Consider the following 13996-nt stretch of genomic DNA (forward strand, 5'->3'; position numbering starts at 1 on the left):
CTTTAAGGCCTTGCTATTCCCCCCAGCCATCACACATGCATATGACGGTCCGCCTCATCCCACGGCACCGAATAACCACTTCCCTTGGCACAAAAGATAGAAGAAGAGCTGTATTCAGGGTCTGCATTCTTGTCATATCTCTTGCGTTCGATGACCTCTTCCTCGTTATGGCACCAGTCATAGCCGCCGTAAACAAGGGATATCGTCCCTCTACCTTTTGTATATGATGCTAATTCCATACTGTAGTTCATCATGGTCGATACGGGAGCGGATCCTGTGACTGTTACCTGATCTCCCGCTGTTTCTGGGGGTTCAAAGCTCGCCTTGGCTTGCATCAGATCCGACATCAATCGTCCAATATACTCCGCAGACACCTTTATCTTGAAGTGATAATATGGCTCAAGCAGCCGATTCGTTGTCTTCTCCAGGCCCTGACGCAGAGCGCGATAAGTAGCTTCCCGAAAATCACCGCCATGCGTATGCTTGTTGTGCGCCCTGCCCTTCAGCAAGGTGATCTTGAGATCCGTGACCGGGGAACCTGTCAGCAGCCCATGATGATCCCTCTCGCCAACATGCTGAGCAACCAGATGCTGATAATTCACCGGCAGCATATCGGGATGACAAGCATTCTCAAACACGATGCCGCTGTTCCGCTCTCCGGGCGCAAGCCGAAGGTGTACTTCCGCATAATGCTTCAACGGTTCAAAATGTCCGCAGCCCACCACCGCCTCCGTGATGGTCTCTTTATATAGAATCTCCGGTTCACCGAAGGTAATCTGGTAGCCGAACCGCTCGAATACGATGCGTTCTAACACTTCAAGCTGAATGAGCCCCATCACATGAATATGAATCGCTTGGGCCGATTCATCCCAATGAACGGACAGGGAAGGATCCTCTGCATCCAGCAGACGAAAACCCCGCAGCATATCCTTCGGATGAATCGAGGAATCGAATTGGACCTTCGACTTCAGTGTCGGTACAAGCTCATATACCGTTCGGTCGCTCAAGTTCCCAAGTCCGTCTCCTGCTGCAGCAGCGGTAAGGCCCGTAACCGCAAATAAGTCACCCGCTTGTACCTGGTCGGCAGCGATTAGCCGCCCTCCATTGATCAAGCGGATATGTGTCACCTTCTCCGTGATCGTCTCCCCTCCCGTAGAATACATAATCTCATCACGCACCCGCAGCATTCCGCCCAAAGCTTTTATATAGGTCATCCTAGCCCCCTGATCATCATGGCGGATCTTGTATACCCTCCCGGCAAATGCCGCTTGGGGGTCATAATCCGTCTTAATCAGCAGATCCAGCTGGTGCAAGAAATGGATCACGCCCACATTCTGCAGGGCAGATCCGCTGAAACAGGGAAATAGCTGCTCTCGCTTGATCATATCGCTCATCACCTTAAGCCACCGGGATGGTTCATATCCCTGTTTTATATAAGCCTCAAGCAGCTGTTCATCCCGTTCCGCGACAGCTTCAATAAGCGGGGCCTGCCATACTCCTTCATGCAGCATATCTTCTTCCGTAATCATGCAAGCATCCTCGGTGAGCTCACTACGGATCTCCGCCAACACACGGGCGGCATCCGCTCCTACCCTGTCGATTTTATTGATAAACAGGAATGTGGGCACGTTATGCTTGCGCAATAATTGCCATACCGTCTCCGTGTGCCCCTCCACACCTTCCACAGCGCTAATAACAACCACGGCGGCATCCATGACCGCAATTGCCCGCTCCATCTCCGGTGAGAAGTCGACATGACCCGGTGTATCCATAACATAATAGGTGGAATCGTTAAACAGCATGGTCGCCTGATCGGCAAATACGGTGATGCCCCGTTCCTTTTCGATATCATGACGATCCATATAAGCATTCTGATGATCCACACGACCGCGTTCCTGAATGGTGTTCGTTATATATAACAACTGTTCCGCCAGCGTGGTTTTGCCTGCATCCACGTGGGCGAATATGCCTATCGTTTTTTTCATCCGATTCTTCCCTCATCTATCAACCGATTTCAGATATGATTTCCTAACGCTTATCCATAATTTTATCACATCAGGCCATGTTTACGCACATATGTTCTAGTGAGTTCAATTATGTCCACTCGCGATATAAATCAAAACAGCTGCCCCACTACCCCCCTAAGAGTGCAGCTGGACAGCTATATACATGACAGAAATTCACAAGATATATGATCTAAAATGCTTTCCTAACCAATCCTGACGATCTTATTTTATCAGTTCAAATGAGGACAATGTGCGCTCCAGTGCCGCTTTCTGCGCTTCTGTAGCATTCGCGTCATTCAACGTTGTTGTAATCGTATAAACGATATCTCCACTCTCAAAGACAATCTCCTCTGTCGTAAAGCCCACGCCACTCTTGACCTGATGCACCTTGAATGTAGTGGCAGGAACACCGGCGAATGTCTTCTGCTCCACGCCAAGCAGTTTCATTTTGCTTCCTGAAGCCGATCCGGCCTCCTGATAGTAGCGTTTCAGGCTGCTGACAATGTATTCTGCGGTAATGTCCCGATCTAACTTAATTTCGAAACCGCCTCCAGCAAAACCATATTCCACTTGGGATTGCTCGAATTGATCTCTCACCGGTTCCCAATACCTTGGAATATCAATATGATAGCGGTAGGTTTCCGAGTTCTTGCTTCTCATCTTGGTCTTATCCATTAAATAGCTTTCATCGCCAATACGGCCGAAGTTTTCGGGTACCACATCATAATCGATTTCGACGGATGCCAGTACCTTCTTCCAGTCGGATGCCGTCTTCTTCTGCCCATCCGGTACGGCGTACTCCAGATAATAACGATAGCCGTTCTTCTGGATCATCACTTCATATTCCGTTATCCATCGATCGCCGAAGTTGTACCGTACTTCCTGAATCTGTCCTTTAACACCCGATATCACCACTGGCTTAAGTCCAACATATTCGTATGAATCTTGTACAAAGGATTCCGACAGCCATTCTTTAAGGCGCTGTCCCCAAGCTTCAAGCGTACCCTCGGCTCCCGGCGGAGCTGATGTCACCAAGACGGACAGATAGCCTTCCCCTTCTTTGCCGTATAACATATCCTTGTTGTTGATCTCCCAGCCTGCGGGTATGCCAAACCAGATTCCATACTCTTCGTTCCCTGCTTCGCGCAGTCCGGCCACGATCGAGGATACGTCTTTGATTGATTTGTCTCCTGCCGGATAGCTCGTGCGGAAGGAGCCCAGCAGCCCTGCGTGTTTATCCATATCCTTGTAGTGAACCGCTTCCTCATCGGCAAAATACAGCTCATACACGCGTTCATTGGCATAATACTGCCGGCTTTCCCATAAGACGCCATCCACATCGCGTGAGATCACTCTGGCATACGGTACAGCACCTCGTGATACGGTCTCCTGATGGAGCACTACGTCTCCCGAGTCACTCACTTCAGTCAGAAGACGTTCGAGCAGATCATCCGGGGTTAGCTTGGCCTTCTGGGATGAGGCGTGAACCTCCAGATAATAGCGTCCTGTAGCATCGTTAAATGCAGATCCGCTCTCATCGTCTGTTCCTCTTCCAACGATCATCCAGGAAGGATAATTCAAGCTCCACTCATAATAGCTGTTCCCGATCCGCGTCTTTCCGTTCGTATTGTTGATTTTGTCCTGATCATGCTTCTCTTCCTTATCAGTGACGATGAGGCTGATCGACAGCTTGCCCTGAGTTGAGCTTACCTTTGCTCCGATACCCGCAGCGACCGGTCGCAGCGGTACCATCAGCGTTCCTGATATCATCATTGGTTCAACCGGCAACTGTACCTTTTTACCATCAATCCATGCTGTCTTGCTGTCGATAACGAGCACAATCGTATGGGCTCCTTGCAGCAACCGGACCCGATTCTCACCCTCCAGCTTGATTTCACTGCCAAACGCTTTCTTGAACACACCCAGCGGAGCCATAAGTACGCCCTGCTTCAACTGCGGCTTAGTAATTGTATACGAGGTACCATTAACCGACGCTGTGCTGCTGCCACTTTGGACCGTAAGCACACGTTTTTCCGGCACCATGTCGTCTCCCCATACAGGAAACGATAATGTCGTAAATAACATCAAAGCCGATATCGCTCCGGCCGTCATCCGGCGCAAACGCCGGCTTGGTTTTGTTCCTTTTCTCTTATTCATCGATCTCAGCCTCCCCAACGCTTGACGAAGCAGCTCCGTAACCGTCCTGGCTGAGCGTCAGTTTCACATTCACGATATCTCCATCCCGCTGCATCAGCAGCTGAACCTGCTGGCCTGGCTTGAATGGCTTTAATCGTTCATTGATATCTACGACGGAATAGATGCGTTTGCCATTAATTGCGTATAATACATCATCTTCTTGTATTCCGGCTTTTTGGGCTTGTGCAGACAGCACCTTGGTTACGGTTAACGGGTCGTCAGAAGGGAGTCCCACAATCGCAGACCAGCTTTCTTCCAGCTCCAATCCGAGAGCTGCTCTTCGAACCTCGCCATATTTCATGAGATGGTCCACAACGTAATGTACGGTTTCCGCGGGAATCGAGAAGCCCATATTCTCAATGCCAACCGCAGCAAATTTCTTGCTGTTAATTCCAATGACCTCGCCCTTCATATTCACGAGCGGGCCTCCGCTGTTCCCCGGGTTAATGGCCGTATCGGTCTGAATGAGGCGGTATGAGCCGTCCACGCTCCGATTTAGGCCGCTAACGACTCCAACAGATGCCGAATTTCGCAATGAGAAGGAGATTGGCGTGCCGATAGCAACCACGGTCTCACCCACTAGCGCATGCTGCGCCGTTTCGGCAAATTGGGCCGGCTTCAGGGACTTAGCGTTAATTTTTACCAAAGCGATATCACTCTTGGGGTCACTGAAGACCTTCTTAGCTTTGTAAGATTTACCGTCCGAGGTCACGACTGTGATTCCGGTAAGACCATCTACCACATGCGCATTTGTCACGATCCAGCCATCAGACTTCCAGATCACCCCGGTACCATGTGCCAGGTTGTATCGATCATCCACTTCGCCGCTTTCTGCAGACTTTCCGATGATGCCCACAACAGACGGAGACATCCGGCTGATTACCTTCGGCACCAAATTTTGTTCGTATGTACTCTGACTCTTCGCGCTTGCTGCATGAACAACATCTGTATACATCATCCCACTGCTGCTCCCGGCCAGAATGATGGCTCCCAGCAGTACAGGCGCTGTTCGTTTAGCCCATTTTTTCTTCTTCAATTCTTAAGTTCCTCCCCCGGTTCCATCCTCTATCCAGCTTGTACTCCTCAATTTATCATGTTTTTCCATTTGCAACCATTGCTTCAAGACCTATTTCTTAGATATGTTCTTGCGACTGTAAACTCTTCCCTAATAACAAAAAGACGCCTTCATACTGCCATAGCAGACGGGCGTCTTGTTTGTATGTATTCCATTCGTCTTATAAGTCGCATTGAATAAGGTGCCAAAGCCAACCTAATTGTTAATCCATCCTGTAATCATCGCATAGTCAGAGTACAAGAAGACTAACAAGCTGACGATACCGAAAGCGATTGCGAATTTATTTTTTTGGCGGGCCATCAACAAACGAACCACACCTACAAAGATCAGAATCGTAAACAAAATCATGAAAATATCAAATGTCTTAAATGTCGCCGTCGCATCCGATGCAGCTGCAAGGATCATGAATCGTACCTCCTCGTGGGTTTCTTCTCGGTCAAATTTACATATCTTCTTCTATGTTATCCATGTGCCCGTCCAGATGCAAGCCCTCCGTTACGAAAAATGAAAAAAAGTCATAAATATTTCTCAATTTTAACCAAATTGTCAGACATTAGCATGATTTTCATCACGGCAACAGTCAAAATCATGCTTATAACAAGGAGTCAATCAAGGTAAACCATCGCCTCTTCAGGAAAAGAATCGCAAGATCGTAACACTGGTTATACTTCATGCTAATTCCACTACTTCTCCATCTTCTCCGTGGTCGGATTCTGTCCAGAAGGCGCTGTTTCCTCCTCTAAATCCTCGCTTGGCCAAGCCACGGACGGGTCCGTAATCGTTATTCGATCCTCGGGATACTTCTTAACATCCAGAGCAACTTCATTGGACGGTTCACTATGTACATTCCACTCATTCACCGTAATCACATGGATCGAATACCTCCCGGAATGTCCGGACAGCATGTTGTGATTCGGAATAAGATAGGAACGGTCCTTTACCGGCTCATCATTCAAACTGGACAGCATTCCATCTGGTCTGACGTAGTATATATGATATTCCATTCCTTCCTGTGAGTCTGACCAAGTTAAGCGAATGGATTCATCTTCCTCATTTAGGATAGCCTTTAGACCCGTTACTTTATTCGGACTGCTCGAAACTTCGTTGGAATAGCCGCTCTTGCCCAAGCTATTAATAGCCTCAACCACATAGAACGTAGGCTCATGATAACGCATTTCCCGGACAGTATAAGCACCCGTACTCACTTTCGACGCCATAGGCAGCAGCTTATACTTCCCTCCGGGCTGCTCACTGGAGTAGACATTATAAGTTTCTCCTGGTTTTGGAGTCCAACCCAACTGAACATGCCCCTTCAAATAATAAAGCTTCAGATCTTTTGGAGCTGTTGGTAGACTGGTCATTGAATCCGACGATGCCACTTGCGACTCTGTCCCCGAACGAGAAGGATTCGATCCTGCTGGAGGGTTTGATAAAGTGGATTCCTGAGCTACAACCGTCCCATGAACTACCGGGGAAGGACTGTTAATCTGTGGTTTTGTCTCGTCATTGGATTCCTTGGAGATAGAACTCTCCTTCTCCGATGACACACCTGCATCGGCTTGAACACCAGAAGACGAGTATATGTACAGAGTACTTGCCGCCAGAGCAACCAGAATTAAACTTGTGATCCTCTTCATACCATCCCTCCGTTACTAGCTTCACCAAGATCATACCATATCCTGGAATACGAAGATATTGGAGAAAAATATGAAAATGGAGCAACCCATAATGCTTCGCTAAACCCAACGTGTACAAAGAAAAAAGCCCCGGTGTTTCCACCGGGGCTTGGCTTTATCACTGCGCTTTCTTTCGCGCAAACTAATACGAACAAAGATAAGCGTTTAAAACCTATTGTATTAGCTGGTGAAGATTGTCCGCGAGCCAGTGCATCTGATTAACGATATGGACACTCTTCCAAGCAATCAATAATGTCCTGACAGCTGTTAACGAGCTGCCTTCATCTTATGCAGCTCCTCGGTCCGCTTCGTATCACGTTCCAGAATCGGCTTCAAATAACGGCCGGTATAGGATTCCGGTACCTTTACCAATTCCTCGGGCGTTCCGGTGGCAATAATCGTACCGCCGCCGCTTCCGCCCTCGGGACCCAAATCAATGAGATAATCGGCTGTCTTGATAACATCCAGATTATGCTCGATCACGAGAACCGATTCGCCGGATTCCACCAGACGATGGAGCACGACTAACAGACGATCGATATCGTCCACATGCAGGCCGGTGGTCGGTTCATCCAGGATATACATCGTTTTGCCCGTGCTGCGGCGGTACAGCTCCGAAGCCAGCTTCACACGCTGCGCTTCACCACCGGACAGCGTAGTGGCAGGCTGGCCTAATGTGATATAACCCAGGCCCACGTCCATCAGCGTCTGCATCTTGCGGTGAATCTTCGGAATGTTCTGGAAGAATTCCGTTGCATTCTCAACCGTCATCTCCAGCACATCGGCAATGCTCTTGCCTTTATATTTGACTTCCAGCGTTTCGCGGTTATATCGTTTGCCCTTACATACTTCGCAAGGCACATAGATATCCGGCAGGAAGTGCATCTCAATCTTGATAATACCATCACCACGGCAAGCCTCACACCGGCCGCCCTTCACGTTGAAGCTGAAGCGGCCTTTCTTGTAGCCGCGAATCTTTGCTTCATTCGTTTGGGAGTATATATCCCGGATATCATCGAAAACACCTGTGTAGGTTGCCGGGTTGGAACGAGGCGTACGGCCGATCGGAGACTGGTCAATGTCAATGACCTTCTCGATATGCTCCAAGCCTTTCATTTCTCGATATTGTCCCGGTCTGACCTTTGCTTTGTTCAAGTCACGGGCAAGTGTCTTATAGAGAATCTCATTAACCAGCGTTGATTTACCGGATCCCGATACTCCGGTCACCGCCGTAAATACGCCGATCGGAATCTTCACGTTAATATTCTTGAGATTATTCTCCTTCGCACCCTTGATCTCCAGCCAGCGTCCATCCGTCTTGCGCCGCTTACTGGTAACCGGAATAAACTTGCGTCCACTCAGATACTGGCCTGTCAAGGAGTTAGGGTCCTCCATAATCTCTTTCGGCGTTCCCTCGGCAATGACCTGGCCGCCGTGAATACCTGCACCTGGACCGATATCAATGATATAATCCGCAGCCATCATCGTATCTTCGTCATGTTCAACCACAATCAAGGTATTGCCCAGATTACGCATATGTTCCAGCGTAGAGATCAAGCGGTCATTATCCCGCTGATGCAGCCCGATACTAGGCTCGTCCAGAATATACAGCACACCCATCAGGCTGGAGCCGATCTGCGTAGCTAATCGAATCCGCTGCGCTTCGCCGCCTGACAACGTACCGGCCGAACGGCTTAGGGTCAGGTAATCCAATCCGACATTGACCAGGAAGCCCAAACGGCTGTGGATCTCCTTCAGAATAAGATTCGCAATCTGCTGCTCCTTCTCACTGAGCTCCAAGTGATCGAAGAATTTCAGAGACTCTCCGATCGACAAGCTACTGACATAAGCCATATTGCGTTCATTAATGGTAACCGCCAAGCTTTCCTTACGAAGTCGATGCCCCTTACATACATCGCATGGCTTGCTGCTCATATACCCTTCGATGTATTCGCGAATGCCCTCGGAATGCGTATCACGATAGCGGCGTTCCAGATTCGGAATGATGCCCTCGAAGGTTACATGCGCTTCCTTACGCTGGCCGAAATCATTCTCGTAACGGAAGTGGACCTTTTCCTTGCCCGTTCCATACAACAGCTTATTCAGTTGTTCCTGAGTGAGCGTGCTGACCGGCTTGTCCTGCGGAATGCCAAAGTGCACGCAGACCGAACTCAAGAACTGCGGGTAATAAGTGGATGTCCCTCCGCTCCAAGCGGCAAAGGCGCCTTCGCTGATGCTCTTGCTTGTATCCGGAACAAGCAGCTCGGGATCCACGATCATCTCGACACCCAAGCCATCACAATCCGGACAAGCGCCGTAAGGGGTATTAAATGAGAACATCCTTGGCGTCAGTTCTTCCATGCTGAAACCGCAGATCGGACACGCAAAGTTGGAGCTGAAACGCAGCTCCTCCTGCCCCATAACATCGACCAGAAGCTGACCGCCTGACAGATTCAAAGCCGTCTCGATCGAATCGGCCAAACGGGCCTCGATGTCTTCCTTAATGACGATCCGGTCAACGACCACCTCGATGGTATGCTTTTTATTCTTCTCCAGCTCAATGCTTTCCGACAGATCGCGCAATTCTCCATCGACGCGCACCCGAACGAAGCCCTGCTTCGCAATATCGGCGAACAGGTTCTTATGCTCGCCCTTGCGTCCGGAAATGACCGGCGCGAGAATTTGCAGTCTCGTCTTCTCGGGATATTTCATGATGCGATCTACCATTTGTTCGACCGTCTGGGAAGTAATCTCCACGCCATGCTCCGGACAATGCGGATGACCGATGCGGGCAAACAGAAGACGCAAATAATCATAAATTTCTGTTACGGTACCCACCGTAGACCGCGGGTTGCGGCTTGTCGTTTTCTGGTCAATGGATATGGCCGGGGATAGGCCGTCAATCGAATCGACATCCGGCTTCTCCATCTGTCCGAGAAACTGGCGGGCGTACGCGGACAATGACTCCACATAACGACGCTGCCCCTCAGCATAAATCGTATCAAACGCGAGAGAGGATTTACCCGAGCCGCTCAGTCCTGTCAGAACGACAAACTTATCACGCGGTATCGTGACGTCGATATTCTTCAAATTATGAGCGCGGGCGCCTTTAATAATAATATTTTCACTTGCCAAACGATATCATCTCCTACTTCATATGGCATGCATGGTTGGTGTGTAATCTATAATCTATATTTCACAAAGAGAACGACCGTGCAGGTCGTTCCCCCTGTTATTCATTTCTTCCTCTATTCTGCTTGCAGCTCCAGCAGTGCATCACGAAGCTCAGCCGCACGCTCGAATTGCAAGTTCTTTGCCGCTTCCTTCATCTCGGCCTGCAGACGCTGAATCAGATTCTGACGCTCTTTCTTCGACATCTTCTGTCCTTCACCCACGAGATAATCCGCCTTGCCCTCCGCTACCTTCGTGGCTTCGATAACATCACGGATCTTCTTGCGAATCGTCTGCGGCGTTATGCCGTGCTCCTCATTGTAAGCAATCTGGATGCTGCGGCGGCGCTCGGTCTCCTTAATCGCCCGATCCATCGAATCGGTGATCTTGTCACCGTACATGATGACCTTGCCTTCCGAGTTCCGGGCCGCACGCCCAATAGTCTGAATAAGGGAGCGATCGGACCGGAGGAAGCCTTCCTTGTCCGCATCCAGAATCGCGACCAGGGAAACCTCCGGTAGATCAAGACCTTCCCGTAGAAGGTTAATACCGACCAGCACATGGAAAGTACCAAGCCTCAGATCACGCAGGATCTGCATCCGCTCCAATGTTTTGATGTCTGAGTGCATGTAGCGAACCTTAATGCCGATTTCCTTCAGATAATCGGTCAGGTCCTCCGCCATCTTCTTCGTCAGAGTTGTCACGAGCACACGCTCGTCACGATCTACCCGTTCATGAATCTCGCCAATCAAATCGTCGATCTGACCCTCCGAAGGTCGCACATCAATGATCGGATCAAGCAGGCCGGTCGGCCGGATAATCTGTTCGACCATCGTATCGCAGTGCTCCATCTCATACGGACCCGGCGTAGCAGATACATAGACGATCTGGTTGACCTTCTCCTCGAATTCCTCGAACTTCAGCGGCCGGTTGTCCAGCGCGGACGGCAGCCTGAAGCCATGATCAACCAGTACGGTTTTGCGTGCCCGGTCACCGTTATACATAGCGCGGATCTGCGGCAGCGTGACGTGCGATTCATCGATGACAAACAGCATATCATCCGGGAAGTAATCAAGAAGCGTATACGGCGTTGCTCCAGGCTCCCTGAAGGTTAGAGGTCCGGAATAGTTCTCGATACCGGAGCAGAATCCGACCTCCTTCATCATCTCAATATCATAACGGGTACGCTGCTCCAACCGCTGTGCTTCCAGCAGCTTGCCTTCCGAGCGCAGAACCTCAAGACGCTCTTCCAATTCGCGCTCGATATTCACGAGCGCTACCCGCATCGTCTCCTCACGGGTGACGAAGTGAGACGCCGGGAAGATCGCGACATGATCACGTTCTCCAACCAGCTCGCCGGTCAAGACATCGATCTCCGTGATTCGTTCAATCTCATCGCCGAACAGCTCAACACGAACAGCATGCTCTCCCTTCGAAGCCGGGAAAATCTCAATAACATCGCCGCGCACACGGAATGTGCCGCGAACGAAGTTGATATCGTTCCGCTGATATTGGATATCAACGAGCCGCGACAAAATCTGGTTGCGCGGCTTCTCCATGCCCACCCGGAGGGAGAGCAGCAATTCTCCATATTCATGCGGCGAACCCAAGCCATATATGCAAGATACGCTCGCCACAATGATGACATCGCGCCGTTCGAACAGCGAGCTCGTGGCAGAGTGGCGGAGCTTATCGATTTCTTCATTAATGCTGGAATCCTTCTCTATATAGGTATCAGAGGAAGGGATATAAGCTTCCGGCTGATAATAATCGTAATAACTCACGAAGTAATCCACCGAGTTGTTCGGGAAGAACTCCTTAAATTCGCTGGCCAGCTGTGCTGCCAGCGTCTTGTTATGCGCAATGACGAGTGTCGGACGGTTTACCTTGGCGATTGTCTGCGCGATTGTAAACGTCTTACCCGTTCCTGTGGCACCTAGTAGCGTCTGATGTTTTTTCCCTTGGCGCAAGCCTTCGACCAATGCATCAATAGCCGTGGGCTGGTCGCCCTGCGGCTGGAATTCAGACTCGATCTCAAAGGATTTGGTGCTAACTACTAAATCGCTCATTGCCCTTCATCACCCTCATACTCTAAAATGGAAATCATACTAAAAGATATGTCGAAACTTCCCGATGATATACTAGGGGAAATTAGTGGTGTCTTTGCAATAGATAAGAATATTTGTTCCCGTCTCATTATACCCTTTACGTTTTTTTGATGCAAACAGTTTAGTGAGCATTTCAACAGGCAATTTTTCCTTAAGGAGATGATAGAGCGTTATGGATATTACGATTATTCTAGGCATACTCGCGGGTCTGGCCGCTTTGATTGGAGGTTTCTTATGGGAAGGCGGACATCTGAGCGGTCTGCTGCAAGGTGCTGCTGCGCTTATAGTGTTCGGAGGCACGCTCGCTGCTGTCATCGTCAGTTTCCCGGGCTCTAGACTCCGTACCATCCCGGCTGCACTGAAACTGGCCTTCGGGCGCAACCATCGTTCTTCGGACGAGCTGATTGACTCCATCATCGATATGTCCATGACGGCGAGAAGAGACGGCGTGCTAGCGCTTGAGCGTCTCTCGTCCGATCACAGTGATCCCTTCCTGCGGGAAGGCATGCAGATGGTCGTGGACGGCAATGAACCTGACATCGTACGCCAGGTGCTGGAGCTCGACATCCAGGCTGCCGAACAGAAGCATGAAGGATATGCCAAAATTTTCGAGTCGGCCGGCGGATATGCACCTACCATGGGAATCATTGGTACGGTTATGGGCTTGATCCATGTGCTGGGGAGTTTGCAGGACCCTACCAATCTTGGACCTTCGATCGCCGTCGCATTTACTGCCACTCTATATGGTGTCGCAAGTGCCAATATTATCTTTTTGCCCATTGCATCGAAGATTAAAGCACGCTCCGAGGAAGAAATTGCAATGATGGAGCTGCAGCTTGAAGGCATTATCGCTGTTCAGAACGGAGAACACCCGCTGTTGATTCGCAAAAAACTGGCCACTTTCGCTGACGCCGGCACTACCGATATCCCTTCCTCAAGGAGGATAACGCATGAGACAGCCGAATAGACGGCGGCGAACCCGTAAGCAGGCTGAAGGCGACCAGCGCGACCGCTGGATGATAACCTATGCCGACCTGATTACGCTGCTTCTGATCTTTTTTGTTGTAATGTATGCCATGAGCCGGCTGGATACGGAAAAATATAAACTCGTCACCCAATCCCTGCAGGCCACCTTCAAGAGCGGCGACAGCATTCTGGAGATGGGTTCCGGCATAACCGGCACAGCCGATACGGAGACCCATAAGAATCCGCCTTCACCGCCGGCTGTCGTAGAGGAGAAAGAAGACAAGGAAGAAGGCCCGCAGCCGCTAACCGAGCGGGAGCTGGCCTTCCGGGCACAAGAAGAAGAGCTGGCAAACTTTATGGGGCTCATTCAGCAGTATGTAAAAGACAATCAGCTGGAGGACGATATCTTTATTGCGGACGAGCCACAGGGAATTGCCATTACGTTAAGCGACCGCTTCCTGTTCGACATTGGTAAGGCCGAGCTTAAATCCGAGGCTGCTCCGGTGCTGGGCAAGCTGGCCAGCCTGTTCGGCAATTTAAACACCACGGTGAGTATCGAAGGGCATACGGACAACATACCGATCCGCAACTCCAGCTTTAAGGACAATTGGGAGCTCTCCGGGGCTCGCGCCATGTCGGTCTTGAGATTCTTTCTCGAGGAGAGCAAGCTGAACCCGGCAGGCTTCCAGTATGCAGGTTATGCCGACACGAGACCGGCCGCGGATAACGCGACTCCTGAAGGTAAGCAGAAGAACCGGCGGGTTGAAATAACGGTGCTGCGGCAGTTAAGAGAATAAA

9 protein-coding genes are annotated in these 13996 nt (G+C 50.2%); 2 read left to right on the top strand and 7 right to left on the bottom strand.

The window, feature by feature from the left end:
* Positions 1–29: 29 nt before the first annotated feature.
* From ABEQ74_RS28660 to uvrB, 7 genes are all read right to left on the bottom strand, one after another.
* Positions 30–1985, bottom strand: a complete 1956-nt coding sequence (locus ABEQ74_RS28660) for a GTP-binding protein (protein ID WP_430125595.1) — start codon at positions 1983–1985, stop codon at positions 30–32.
* Positions 1986–2228: 243 nt separating this feature from the next.
* The gene (locus ABEQ74_RS28665; RefSeq protein ID WP_430125596.1) at positions 2229–4163 is read right to left on the bottom strand and encodes a copper amine oxidase N-terminal domain-containing protein; all 1935 of its coding nucleotides are present in this window, start codon (positions 4161–4163) and stop codon (positions 2229–2231) included.
* Positions 4156–5181, bottom strand: coding sequence for a S1C family serine protease (locus ABEQ74_RS28670; RefSeq protein WP_430125644.1), 1026 nt, complete (start codon positions 5179–5181; stop codon positions 4156–4158). The genes ABEQ74_RS28665 and ABEQ74_RS28670 overlap by 8 nt, the downstream gene beginning before the upstream one ends.
* A gap of 291 nt (positions 5182–5472) precedes the next feature.
* Positions 5473–5682 (bottom strand): hypothetical protein, encoded by a 210-nt coding sequence (locus ABEQ74_RS28675; protein ID WP_053491219.1) that lies wholly within the window; start codon positions 5680–5682, stop codon positions 5473–5475.
* 278 nt (positions 5683–5960) lie between these two features.
* Complete coding sequence (locus ABEQ74_RS28680; RefSeq protein ID WP_430125597.1) at positions 5961–6914, bottom strand: hypothetical protein; 954 nt, start codon at positions 6912–6914, stop codon at positions 5961–5963.
* A gap of 306 nt (positions 6915–7220) precedes the next feature.
* A complete protein-coding gene (uvrA, locus tag ABEQ74_RS28685; RefSeq protein WP_430125598.1) occupies positions 7221–10088 on the bottom strand; it encodes an excinuclease ABC subunit UvrA in 2868 nt (955 codons plus the stop codon).
* 113 nt (positions 10089–10201) lie between these two features.
* Positions 10202–12193 carry an excinuclease ABC subunit UvrB gene (gene uvrB, locus ABEQ74_RS28690; RefSeq protein WP_430125599.1) on the bottom strand — a complete coding sequence of 664 codons (1992 nt, stop codon included), beginning with the start codon at positions 12191–12193 and terminating at the stop codon, positions 10202–10204.
* Positions 12194–12404: 211 nt separating this feature from the next.
* Here uvrB and ABEQ74_RS28695 point away from each other — a divergent pair, with 211 nt between their 5' ends.
* Both ABEQ74_RS28695 and ABEQ74_RS28700 read left to right on the top strand, forming a co-directional pair.
* The gene (locus tag ABEQ74_RS28695) at positions 12405–13199 is read left to right on the top strand and encodes a flagellar motor protein (protein WP_430125600.1); all 795 of its coding nucleotides are present in this window, start codon (positions 12405–12407) and stop codon (positions 13197–13199) included.
* The gene (locus ABEQ74_RS28700; protein ID WP_430125601.1) at positions 13183–13995 is read left to right on the top strand and encodes a flagellar motor protein MotB; all 813 of its coding nucleotides are present in this window, start codon (positions 13183–13185) and stop codon (positions 13993–13995) included. The genes ABEQ74_RS28695 and ABEQ74_RS28700 overlap by 17 nt, the downstream gene beginning before the upstream one ends.
* The last annotated feature ends 1 nt before the right edge of the window (position 13996 follow it).

The organism is Paenibacillus solani (assembly GCF_050475945.1).
Lineage (GTDB): Bacteria > Bacillota > Bacilli > Paenibacillales > Paenibacillaceae > Paenibacillus_AQ > Paenibacillus_AQ solani_A.

What these genes read in the sequence shown, in the direction of transcription:
- ABEQ74_RS28660 (WP_430125595.1), bottom strand. Translation starts at nt 1,985, where the DNA reads ATGAAAAAAACGATAGGCATATTCGCCCACGTGGATGCAGGCAAAACC.
- ABEQ74_RS28665 (WP_430125596.1), bottom strand. Translation starts at nt 4,163, where the DNA reads ATGAATAAGAGAAAAGGAACAAAACCAAGCCGGCGTTTGCGCCGGATG.
- ABEQ74_RS28700 (WP_430125601.1), top strand. Translation starts at nt 13,183, where the DNA reads ATGAGACAGCCGAATAGACGGCGGCGAACCCGTAAGCAGGCTGAAGGC.
- ABEQ74_RS28675 (WP_053491219.1), bottom strand. Translation starts at nt 5,682, where the DNA reads ATGATCCTTGCAGCTGCATCGGATGCGACGGCGACATTTAAGACATTT.
- uvrB (WP_430125599.1), bottom strand. Translation starts at nt 12,193, where the DNA reads ATGAGCGATTTAGTAGTTAGCACCAAATCCTTTGAGATCGAGTCTGAA.
- ABEQ74_RS28680 (WP_430125597.1), bottom strand. Translation starts at nt 6,914, where the DNA reads ATGAAGAGGATCACAAGTTTAATTCTGGTTGCTCTGGCGGCAAGTACT.
- ABEQ74_RS28695 (WP_430125600.1), top strand. Translation starts at nt 12,405, where the DNA reads ATGGATATTACGATTATTCTAGGCATACTCGCGGGTCTGGCCGCTTTG.